The organism is Longimicrobiaceae bacterium, from assembly GCA_035696245.1.
Lineage (GTDB): Bacteria > Gemmatimonadota > Gemmatimonadetes > Longimicrobiales > Longimicrobiaceae > DASRQW01.
The window spans coordinates 1-11,178 of sequence record DASRQW010000411.1 but is presented as its reverse complement, the minus strand read 5'-3'; the positions used below and the strand labels follow the sequence as shown (position 1 = coordinate 11,178).

The 11,178-nt window shown below is 68.1% G+C and carries 9 protein-coding genes; 2 read left to right on the top strand and 7 right to left on the bottom strand.

Annotation, left to right across the window (positions count from 1 at the left end):
* Positions 1-154: 154 nt before the first annotated feature.
* The 7 genes from VFE05_18380 to VFE05_18350 all read right to left on the bottom strand — a co-directional run bounded on the left by VFE05_18380 (position 155) and on the right by VFE05_18350 (position 8,586).
* On the bottom strand, positions 155-2,587 hold the full coding sequence (locus VFE05_18380) for a thiamine pyrophosphate-dependent enzyme (protein ID HET6232047.1): 2,433 nt from the start codon (positions 2,585-2,587) through the stop codon (positions 155-157).
* 325 nt (positions 2,588-2,912) lie between these two features.
* Complete coding sequence (locus tag VFE05_18375; GenBank protein HET6232046.1) at positions 2,913-3,089, bottom strand: hypothetical protein; 177 nt, start codon at positions 3,087-3,089, stop codon at positions 2,913-2,915.
* 312 nt (positions 3,090-3,401) lie between these two features.
* Positions 3,402-4,979: a lipase maturation factor family protein gene (locus VFE05_18370; protein HET6232045.1), complete on the bottom strand. Its 1,578-nt coding sequence runs from the start codon at positions 4,977-4,979 to the stop codon at positions 3,402-3,404.
* 350 nt (positions 4,980-5,329) lie between these two features.
* Positions 5,330-6,043 carry an ABC transporter ATP-binding protein gene (locus tag VFE05_18365; protein ID HET6232044.1) on the bottom strand — a complete coding sequence of 238 codons (714 nt, stop codon included), beginning with the start codon at positions 6,041-6,043 and terminating at the stop codon, positions 5,330-5,332.
* Complete coding sequence (locus VFE05_18360) at positions 6,040-6,420, bottom strand: hypothetical protein (GenBank protein HET6232043.1); 381 nt, start codon at positions 6,418-6,420, stop codon at positions 6,040-6,042. Before VFE05_18360 ends, VFE05_18365 begins: the two co-directional genes overlap by 4 nt.
* 174 nt (positions 6,421-6,594) lie before the next feature.
* The gene (locus tag VFE05_18355; protein HET6232042.1) at positions 6,595-7,950 is read right to left on the bottom strand and encodes an aldolase/citrate lyase family protein; all 1,356 of its coding nucleotides are present in this window, start codon (positions 7,948-7,950) and stop codon (positions 6,595-6,597) included.
* Positions 7,951-8,016: 66 nt separating this feature from the next.
* Entirely contained in the window at positions 8,017-8,586 is a 570-nt protein-coding gene (locus VFE05_18350) for a nucleoside deaminase (protein ID HET6232041.1), read from the bottom strand.
* A gap of 397 nt (positions 8,587-8,983) precedes the next feature.
* On the opposite strand from VFE05_18350, the gene VFE05_18345 reads away from it, so the two are divergent.
* Together VFE05_18345 and VFE05_18340 are read left to right on the top strand one after the other, a co-directional pair.
* Complete coding sequence (locus tag VFE05_18345) at positions 8,984-9,559, top strand: hypothetical protein (GenBank protein ID HET6232040.1); 576 nt, start codon at positions 8,984-8,986, stop codon at positions 9,557-9,559.
* On the top strand, positions 9,525-11,147 hold the full coding sequence (locus VFE05_18340) for a hypothetical protein (protein HET6232039.1): 1,623 nt from the start codon (positions 9,525-9,527) through the stop codon (positions 11,145-11,147). The genes VFE05_18345 and VFE05_18340 overlap by 35 nt, the downstream gene beginning before the upstream one ends.
* The last annotated feature ends 31 nt before the right edge of the window (positions 11,148-11,178 follow it).

Here is an 11,178-nt window from a genome sequence, read left to right as displayed (position 1 = left end):
CGACAGCATAGATGAGGCGCTGGAACCCGTCTAATGCATGCTGTAGCGAACAGCCCTGAAAGGTACCGACTAAAGAGAGCGAAGAAGCGCCGGGAGAGTATTCCCGGCGCTTCTTCGCTCCTGCATTTGTTTGGCCGATTGCGGCCGCCGCGGCTCAGGTGCCGAGGTCGGGGAAGTCGCGGGGGCGGGCTTCGGCCATCAGGCCGTAGACGGTGTCGAAGACGTCTTCCACGTTGGGCTTGGACCAGTAGTCGCCATCGCGGCCGTACGGGGCGCGGTGGGCGGCGGCGGTGAGCGTGCGCGGCTGCGAGTCCAGCCAGTGGAAGCCGCCCTGCCGCTCCAGCACCGCCTGCATCATGTACGCGGTCGCCCCGCCCGGCACGTCTTCGTCCAGGAAGAGCACGCGGTTCGTCTTCTTCAGCGACTCCACGATGCTGCCGTGGATGTCGAACGGGAGGAGCGACTGCACGTCGATCACCTCGACCTCGATGCCGGCGGTTTCCTGGAGCGCCTTCGCGGCCTGCATCGCGATCACGCAGCACGCGCCGTACGTGACCAGCGTCACGTCGCTGCCCTGCCGCAGCACCTCTGGCACGCCGAGCGGCGTGGTGAGCGTGCCGATGTTCGTCGGCAGCTTCTCCTTCAGCCGGTAGCCGTTCAGCACCTCCACCACCACGGCCGGGTCGTCCGACCGGAGGAGCAGGTTGTAGAAGCCGGCGGCGCGGGTCATGTCGCGCGGCACCAGCACGTGCATCCCACGCAGCGCGCCGAGCATCATCGCCATGGGCGAGCCGGAGTGCCAGATGCCGACCAGCCGGTGGCCGCGCGTGCGGACGATCACGGGGGCCTTCTGGCCGCCCTTGGTGCGGTAGCGAAGCGTCGCCAGGTCGTCGCTCATCACCTGGAGTCCGTACAGCAGGTAATCCAGGTACTGGATCTCGGCGATGGGGCGCAGGCCGCGCATGGCCATGCCGATCGCCTGGCCGATGATGGTGGCCTCGCGGATGCCCGCGTCGCCCACGCGCAGCTCGCCGTAGCGCGCCTGGAGGTCCACGAAGCCCTGGTTCACGTCGCCCAGCTTGCCCACGTCCTCGCCGAACGCGATCACGCGCGGGTCGCGTTTGAGGGCGGCGTCGAAGGCAGCGTTGAGGATCTTGTAGCCGTCCACCTCGGCCGAGCCCTCGCCGTACTCCGGGTCCTCGCGCGGCACGCGCAGCGGCGACTCGTCGCCCTCGGAGAGCAGCAGCGAGTGGAAGCGGTCCTCTTCCAGCGGCTTCTGCTCGCGGCGCCAGCGCACCAGCGGCTCGCGCACCGCCTCGGCCTCGCCGCGCACGGCGACGAGGGCGCGGTGCACGGAGACGGCGATGTCGCGGCGCAGCGGGTCGCGGCGCTTTGCCAGCTCGTCGCGCGCGGCGGCGACCTGCGCGCGGGCGGGCTCGCTCGCGGCCTCGGCGGCGGCGGAGAGCATCTCGACCGCGGCCTGAGCCTCGGCGCGGATGGGCGACTGGTACGCCTGCCACGCCTCGTCGCGGGCGCCGCGGACGTGCTCGGCCTCCTCCTTCTCCAGCGCGGCCAGCTCCTCCTCGCTCGCCAGGCCCTCTTCCACGATCCACGCACGCATGCGGGCCAGGCCGTCGTGCTCCTTCTCCCAGCGCAGGCGGTCGGCGGACTTGTAGCGCTCATGGCTGCCGGAGGTGGAGTGCCCGAACGGCTGCGTGAGCTCCACCACGTGCACCAGGGCCGGCACGTGCTCGCGGCGCACGGTCTCCGCCACCCGCTGGTACGTCTCCACCAGCGCAGGGTAGTCCCACCCGCACACCACCTCCACCTCGAAGCCCTTGAGGCTGTCGGGCGTGCGCTGGAAGCCGGCCACCAGCTCGGAGATGCTGTCCTTCGCGACCTGCAGCTCGTTGGGCACCGAGATGCCGTACCCGTCGTCCCACACGCTCACCAGCATGGGCACCTGCAGCACGCCGGCCGCGTTCAGCGCCTCCCAGAACACGCCCTCGGCGCACGACGCGTTGCCGATGGTGCCGAAGGCGATCTCGTCGCCGTTGCGGCTGAACTGCGTGAAGTCGTGCAGATCCTCCAACTCGCGGTACAGCTTGGAGGCGTAGGCGAGGCCGAGAAGGCGCGGCATCTGCGACCCCGTGGGCGACGCATCTGCGGACGACTGCGGGCCGTCGGTGAGCGTCACCCAGCGGCCCTGCTCGTCCAGCATGCGCGTGCCGAAGTGCGCGTTCATGCCGCGGCCGCCGGACGCCGGATCGGCCTCCACGTCGGCGTGGGCGTTGAGCTGCGCGAAGAACTGGCGCACGTCCAGCAGCCCCAGCGCGAACATCAGCGTCTGGTCACGATAGTAGCCGGAGCGCACGTCGCCGTTGCGGAAGGCGCGGGCCAGGGCGACCTGCGCCACCTCCTTGCCGTCGCCGAAGATGCCGAACATGGCGCGGCCCAGCATGACCTCGCCGCGCGCGAGCACGCTCACCTGGCGGCTGCGGTAGGCGATGCGGTAGTCGCGCAGCACCTCCTCGGGCTCCAGGCCCGCCACCGTCTCCGTCGCTGCTTCCGTGCTGGTGCTGCTCATGATTTCCTCGGGCTGCGATGTTCTCGGCGCGGCCGCGCGCCCTCTCCCGGGCACGCCTGCGCTGCACGTCTCGTTTCTGGGTCGGGACTGCGGGGCGCGTGCTCCTGGGATTCCTCGCGGATCAAGAGCCGTACCCCGCGCGCGCCGGGCGCGGTCCGCGTGCGGATGGTGCGCGCCACGATGCCGCCGCGCGGAAGGAAACAGCGTCCGCGAGGGGCCGTGCCGTCGCATCGCCGCGCCGCCGGAGCGGCGGGATGGCGTTCGCGCGTGCGCTAAAGTGGCGCCCAGGGCCCCTCTCCCGCAACCATCGCCGCGGGAGACGAGCCTACGCGTGCCGGAAGAACGCGAGCCAGCTCACTCCCACGATGGCGACCAGGAGGATGATCACGATCAGCGGAGTGGGAAAGCTGAAGATCATGGGCGGGGTCACGTCGCCCATTCCCGGCCGGCTGTCGTCCGAGCCCGGGCCCTTGCCTGGCTGGCGTTCCTTGCCGTGCGCCATCGCTGTCTCCGGGGTGCGGGGATGCCCGGCCGAGAGTGCGGAGCCGGTGCCATCGCCGTACGCAATCAGAGGACCAGCTTCCCGCATCTCCCGAATTCCCGCCCAGCGGCCGGAATGCGTACTTCTCGGGGGATACGGTAGAGCGTGCGCGGAGAGGCGGCAGGCGGATTATCCGTCGGGACGCGCTGATCGGCGAGTCGGGAGATGCGAGGCCGCGGCATCCCTCCGGCGCGTGAGCGCGTCGCGATGAGGGCGCGAGGCGGGAAGTCGATCGGGACGATGCGAAAGCTCCGGTGCGCGCCGGATGCCCGGCTATTCGTCGGAAGCGGGGCCGAGCGTCGCTTCGGGGAAGTACGGGCCGATCTCCCGGCGCGTCCACCAGGCGCCGGTGCGGCGCGCTTCGGCGGGGATGGTGAAGCGGTAGTCGTACAGCGTCGCGCGAACATAGCGCGGAGGGCGGTGCGGGAACGGGTTGCGCGCGAGCAGGCCCGTCACGCTGGGCGAGCCTTCCAGCAGGCGCTGCACGAAGCTCTCGAACCACGGCGCGCCGCCGGGGCCGCCCAGCGCGGCGAACCACATCTGCCAGTCCAGCCGCGGCAGGTGCGGCGCGACCCACGGCGGCGGGCGGCGCACGTCGCCGGCCTTGTAGCGGAACTCGTACGTCTTCCACGTTCGCCCGTCCTCGCTGCCTTCCACGACGATCTCGGGCCGCGTGGTGGTCATCACCGCGAACAGGCCGTAGGTGTTGACGATGTGCGGCGCGTACAGCAGCACCTCCAGCCGCCGCACGGGCCGCGGGACGAAACCCTCCGGCGCGAACCCCTCCAGCGACTCGGCGGCGGAGACGCACAGGATCACCGCGCCGACCGGCACCACCACCCAACGGCGGAAGCGGTGCGGCGCCGGCAGCGCATCCGTCGGACGAAGACGGGGCCGGTGACGCGCGGGGGTGAGCCGCCGCAGCAGCAGATCGTCCAGCAGCACGGTGCAGAGGACGATGGTGAGCAGGTTGAACGAGCCGTAGTTGCCCGTCGCCGCGATGCCGAGCTGGAGCGCTGCGAACGGCACGAACGCAGCGTGCCGCAGCCTGCGCGGGCCGAAGATGAGCCACGGCACCAGCAACTCGATCATCAGCATGACCGCGGCGGACATCTCGTGCACCGCCATCGGGAGATGGTCGGCGTACCAGGCCAGCGGCGTGGGTATGGGCTGCGTGTGGTAGTGGTAGGCGAGCGCCGTCAGGCTGCGCCACGCCGGGTCGCCGCTCGCCAGCTTCACGACGCCGGAGAAGAACATCAGCCGGAAGAGGAGCAGCCGCAGCAGCCAGAGCACGAGGCGCGACGGCGGAGCTTCCGCGTGCCGTCGCGGCAGGACGCGCGCGGGCGCGAGGAAGATGGCGAGGAAGCCCGTCTCCAGCAGCAGCGCGTCCCACTGGTACGACAGAAAGTCCTGGCCGACGGTGACCAGCGACAGGTAGAAGACCCACAACAGCGCCAGCGTCACGCCGGGCAGCACCCCCGCCACCAGCAGCAGCGACAGCAAGATGCCGCCGCCGCAGAGGAACCGCAGGAATCCGTCGCTCGCACTCAGCCAGGCGAGCGTGGGCACGTTCCAGTATCGGTCCGCCCCGGTGAACGCCCGCACTCCCGTCAGGTAGTCCCGCGCCGGCAGGATGCCATCGTGCCCCACCAAGCCCAGGATCTGCGGCCAGAGCGACCAGAACGCGAACAGGTAGACGAGGCCGAGGAGCCGCAGGAACAGCTCGCGCGTGAGCACGTGATCGCGCGTGCCCGGCGCATCCGCGCGCAGCCACGCCCACGCGCGCGAGACGAACGGCCGCTGCTCCGCATCCGCCGCGCGCCCGCCGCCCGGCGGAAAGAACGCGCTCACGGCAGACAGCCGCGCATCATCTCACGGCGGCATGGGTCCATCACTGCACCTCTGCGGATCGTCGCGCACGCATGGTCGGAGCGCGGACAATGCGCATCTCCCGCACCACCCGCAGCAACAGACGGCGCCGGGAGATGCACGGCCGGCGACTTCTCGCCTCGCGTGATCTCCCGGCGTCGATGTGAACCACCACATTTGCTGATACGACGTCGCCTGCGCCACGAGGATGCCGCGGATGCAGGCACGCAGGTGACCTTCGCGCCTTCGTAGCCCGCGAGTTTACCCGCCCGAGCGATGCCGCCGCGCCGAACTTCCCGGTCTGCACCCGTCAGCCCGTCGCTCATCCACCCTCACCCCCGCAGCACCGTCCCGGGCCCGAGATAATCCCGTTTGAAGCCGTGGTGCTTCATCGCCTCCGCGGGCGGGCCGAGGGTGTAGGCGGTGCCGGAGGTCATCCACACGACCGTGTCCGCCACGCGCATGACGGCGGCGACCTCGTGGCCGGTGATGAGGACCGCGCAGCCGGTGGATGCGAGCGCCCGCAGCTCATCGCCGATCGCCTCCGCGTCCGCCGGGGCGATGCCGGCGAAGGGCTCGTCGGCGACGAGACATGCAGGCCGCCGCAGGAGTGCCAGCGCGATCTCCACCCGCCGCCGCTGGCCGGTGGAAAGCTGCCCTGGCATCCGCCCCATGAAGCCGCCCACGTCCAGCCGCGCGATCAGCGGCCCCGCATCTCCCGTCCCGAACCGCCGTTCCATCCGCCGGAAGTGCTCGCCCACGGAGATACGGCGCGAGAGCAGCCCTTCCGCCGGGAGGTAGAACAGCCCGTCCGCCGCCAGCCGGTGCAGCTTGGGGCGCTCCACGATCTTTCCGCGGAAGCGCACCTGCCCGTGGTCCGCCGCCATCAGCCCCAGGACGATGCGGATGAGCGTGCTCTTGCCCGCGCCGTTCCTGCCGAAGAGCGCCACCACCTGGCCCGCGCTCACCCACACCGACGCGGCGGAGAGCACCCGCCGCTCGCCGAAGCTCTTGCCCACGCCGTCCGCCGCCAGCGCCTCCGTCACGCGGCACCCGTCAGCAGGCCGGCCGCGACCTCCAGCAGCGCCGCCGTGACGAGCGCCACCGCCGCCACGTGCCGCCTGCCGATGCCCAGGTTGCCCAGGAACGCCCGCTCGTGCGCCAGCCCCACGTCCGCCACCACCAGCAGCGGAAGGATCACCACGGCGAGCCCGATTCCCTGCCTCAGGCTGGCCGCAGCCATGATCCGCGCCGCCTCGCCCGTCGCGACGCGGCCGCTGGCGACGCCGCCGGAGAGCAGGTTCAGGACGCCGACCGTCAGCCGGGCGAGCACCCACAGGACGGCGGCGCGGCGCGCGGTGTCCAGCGTCGTCGGCAGGTTGGCGGCGAAGGGATCCAGCACCCGCGAAAGGCGGCTGGTCATCTACGGAGGAGTCGTGCGGGAGGGGCGGGGACGAACTGGGAGACGACGATCCGCGCCGGGTGCAGGTGCGACACCGGCCGCGTGGTTCCGGTTCCGCGGGAGATGCGGTTCGCCGGAACGCATCCGCCCGCCGGCCGTCCGTGGAGAGAACGAACAGCGGGCGGACGGGGTGCGTCAGGTGACCTGGCGGTTGCGCAGGATCTTGAGAAAGGAGCGGCCGCGCAGCTCGTCGAGCGTGAGCGTGGTGCGGGCGATGGTCTCCTCTTCCGTCAGCGCGCCGCAGTTGATGCCGCGCAGGAAGAAGTTGAGCAGTGCCTGGCCGGTGGCCGCGTCGTCGAACACGTCGCCCACAAGGGTGGCCTGCGCCGCCTTCTCCACGAAGTTGCGCAGCCGCTCGGCCGCCGCGTCCAGCCCGCCCAGGAAGAAGGCGTAGACCGCGGCGTAGCGCGTGACCAGCTGCGCCGGGTGCAGGTCCCAGCTCTGGTAGAAGCCGTTCACCAGCGAGTGGTGCACGTCGTCGTAGTGCATCTTCCAGGCGCGGTGCACGCTTTCGCGGTTGTGGCGCTCCTGCTCCTCGGTCAGCGCCGCGCCCTCGGCCGCGCGGTGCGGGGCGACGGGGAGCACGGCGGTCGAGCCGTCGCTCAGCCACACGCCCGTGCCCGCGAACGCCACCTGCATCATGTGCAGCGCGAACAGGCACGCGGGGTGGCTCATCCGCTGGTGCGCCGCCGTGATGCCCACGGAGGCCGTGTAGTCGTACGTGCCGAAGTGCGCCGCCACCATCCGCCCGCGCGCCGCCTCCAGCAATATGGGCAGCGCCGCGCGGCCCTGCGGGTCCACGATGGACTGCGGCGTCTCCACCATCATCTCGAATTGCAGCGCGCCGCGCTCCAGCCCCGTCGCCTTCTCCATCTCGTCCAGGACTTCGACGAGATGGGTGACCTGCGCGGGCGTGGTCACCTTGGGCAGCGTCACCACGAAGTTGTCCGGCAGCCGCCCGCCCGTGGCCTCCAGCAGCGTGGTGACGAAGATGTCGAGCGTGCGGATGGCCCGGCCGCGCAACTCCTCGCTGAGCGTCTTGATGCGGATGCCGATGAAGGGCGGCAGCGTCCCGTCGTCCATCCCCTTCGCCACGGCGCGCGCGACCGACTCGGCGTGCCCGTCCTCTTCCGCGTCGGTCCGGTTTCCGTAGCCGTCTTCGAAGTCGATGCGGAAGTCCTCCACCGGCTCGCGCCGCAGCTTCTCCGCCACGCGCTCGTACAGCGTCTCCGCGAAGCCGCCGCTGGCGCCCAGGCCCAGCAGCCCGGCCAGCGCCGACGGCGTGGGTGCGTATTCCTCCATCGTACGCCGCGCAACGGCGCCGATCTTCGGCGCGCTGTCGGACCGGAACAGCTGCGCACCGCCGTAGACGACGTGCACCGGCTGGCGGCGCGGCGACTCGCCGGGGAAGCGCGAGGCAAGGTCCAGGTTGGCGATGCGCACCTGGCGCGACAGCGTGTCCAGCAGCCCGGCGGAGAGCGAGGTCTTCATGCAGCCGTTCGGTCAGGAGTGGGATCGGGAGAGGGAAGGCGGCGCCGGTGGATGCGCGAACCGCATCTACCCGTTGTAGATGACGCCCTTGCCGGAGCGGTACAGCTCCAGCACCTCGTTCGCCTCGGCGCGCAGCACGCCGTGCACGATCTCGATGCCGCGGGCTTCGAGATACGCGTGGCTCTCGGGGAACACGGGGCCTTCGTCGAAGTTGAGGCGGCGCGCGTCGTCGCGATGAGCGCCGCACACCACGCGCCGCACGCCGCTCCACAGCGTGGCGCCCAGGCACATGGCGCACGGCTCGCACGAGGTGACCAGCTCGTGGCGCGGCAGTCCGTCGCCGCTCAGGCAGAACGAGCCGATCCGCGCCTGCGCGAGCATGAACGCCACCATCTCGCCGTGCAGCGTGCAGTTGTTCAGCCGCACCACGCTGTTGACGCCCACCGCGACCAGCCGCCCCGTCTCGCTCTCGAAGATCGCCGCGCCGAAAGGCCCGCCGGTGCCGTGCGCCACGTTCTGCCGCGACAGCTCGATGGCCAGGCGCATCCGCTCCTCGTCTCCGTGGTACGTGCGCTCCCACTCGACGCTGCCGGCCACCCAGTCGGGCAGGGCGACGTGGACCTCGGGCAGCTGCATGGGGCGGTCTCCGGGAGATGAGGCGTGACGGTGGATGGCGGGCGGTGCTCCGCCTGCCGTGCGCACGACGGCGCGCGGAAACGTCCGCGCGCCGGGCCTGACGAGTTAGCTCCCACGCCGGAAAGTGTCAAGCGGACAGGAAGCTCCCGAGCGTGCGCTTTCCCCGGCTGTTGCCGACAGATGGGGTTGCCAGAGTCTTGCGCGCAGAGTTAGTCCGCTGGGCGGTGGGGTCTGGTCCTCTTGACCCGGAGCTGTCTAACCGGGCAGCTTAGGTGAGAGGGAGTGTCCGCAAATTCCCTGGGCTTCAGAACACTGCAGCCTACCCGGCGCCCTTCTGACTCCCATGTACTCGCCACTAGACGGACTTCCTAGGACCATGCTCCCAGATTTTCCTGAGGTGAAGAACCTGGCGCGACGCGCCTTCACACGGGAGGTTCGCCGCGGCATTCCACGGCATGAACCACTTCTCGAGGGGATTGGACAATCGCACGTACACGAAGGAAAGACTGTGCGCCTCACTCGGCAAGATGAATCCACCGACCAGATCGAGTTCACAGTTGCATCCGCAACTCTCGACATTACACGCGAGCAGATGCGGCGGATCTCGGGAGAGCAACTTCTGGAACACGCTTCTCGCATCGCAGGGCAGTTCGCTGAACAGCAGGCAAAACATATGTTCGCTCGCCTCTCGGAGGCGGTCGAGCAGGTAGGCAATTCCGTATCTGCGGCTGATCTTGGGATGAAGGAAGCCTATTTGGAGATGCAGCGCCGCCTGGAGGTTGATTTCGATCCAGAGACGCTTGAGCCGAAGAACCAAGTTCTCGTAATGCACCCGAGCGCAGCAGAGAATTTCATAGCGCAAGCAACCGAGTGGGATCAGGACCCGGAGTTCGTAACAGAGTGTGAAAGAATTCGCCAACAACAGATCGAGGCGTGGCGTGCTCGGGAGAATCGTCGAAAACTGGTTGATTAACGCAGGAGAGCTCGGCTACCAAGCCGCGTTTTCACAACTGTTGATGAGCGAGCGGTACCGTGTTCTGCACGCGCCCGTTCATCATCCCTATGAACATGGTAAGGACATCGTAGGGATCTCCCCTGACGGGGAGCTCCATGCATTCCAACTGAAAGGCGGTGACATCGGCCTTGGCGAACTCGACCGGCTCCAAGCTCAACTATTCACCCTGGCAGGGACAGCAGTTACTTACCCCGGTGTTGAGCCACCGCGTCCTCCTGACCGCGTGTTTTTGATTACAAACGGTCGCCTTTCTGCGCCTGCGAGGGATCGGCTACGGTCTTTCAATGACGCCAACCGCCAACGCGGGTTTCCGGCGATTGAAACTGTTGAGCGAGATCAGTTGGTTAGCCGATTCGTCGATGCCCATGGCTCGTTTCTACCACGTGATTTAAGGGATCTTAACAAGCTACTGGCAATCGTACTCTCGACCGGTGCAGGTCCGTTTCCTGTCCGTGAATTTGCGGAGATGATTTGGGGAATCATTCGACCGTCTGACGGTGCGCGTCGGGGGACCGAAGCTACGCGTGCGATCACAAGTGCTGGAATCTTCACCTCGTACGCCACGGGACCTTGGCAAAGGGTCGATAACCATACTGGCGTTGCGGAGGGCTGGCTTGTGCTTGCCTTTGCGATCTTGAGATGTGCTGAGATCGAGAATCTCGAAGAGAGCACTTGGCGTAGCTCTTTCGAAATTGCGCGGGGTAGCGCGCACCGCGGGCTTGCTGCACTCCTAGACGACGCCTCCTCCGTAGAGGATCTGGTGATTCCAGATTTCGTGGACGGACTAATTTATCCGGCTAGAGCAACATTGGTCTGCGGGTATGTGGCGGCGTATTTCCTCTCAGAGCGGTTCGAACGGGATGTACCGGAGTTAGATGAGCCAGTGCGACGCCTACTCTTGCGAGAACTGGACTACCTACAAATGCCTGGCGAGGCGGGCGCCGGTTTCTTCCTGATGATTGCGACAGCCTTGGAGGTACTTGGAGAAGTCGCGGCTGGGGTTAAGCTCGTCCTGCAGTGGGCTAGAGGCCTAACAATTACCAACGCACCGGAGAGTATGGGAGGAGCACCGGACCCATATCACTCGTTCGAAGAAGTGCTCCGGCTTCACGTTGGTGCGAACGAAGGTCTGGAGGACGAGACCTTTGTGGGTGAAGCTTACACCCTTCACATTGCGCTCGACTGGTTTGTTCGAAGAGATGGCCGGATTGTCGTTGAGAAGCTTTGGCCGAGTGTTACCCAACTGCACTTTGCTGAAACCCGTACGTCAACACCCGCATCCCTCCTGTCTCACAATGATCCTGACGCGACGTTAGTAACCTGGGCGCCGGCGGCGCCCGCGAGCTGGGCGAGGCTTGTAGAAACTGCGTGCACGGTGGACGAAGACAAGCTCCCAATGCGTTTGTGGCAGCAACTAAGCACGCTGCCCTACTTACCCTTGCTTTATCCTTATCGGTTAACCCGTGAAGTTGCAATGGCGCTCGACTATATGGCTACCGGGCGGTGCAGCGTCCGCCTCCTCGAAGAGGACACCGATTTCACGTGACAGTGACCAACTAATTGTACTTTCCGGAAGA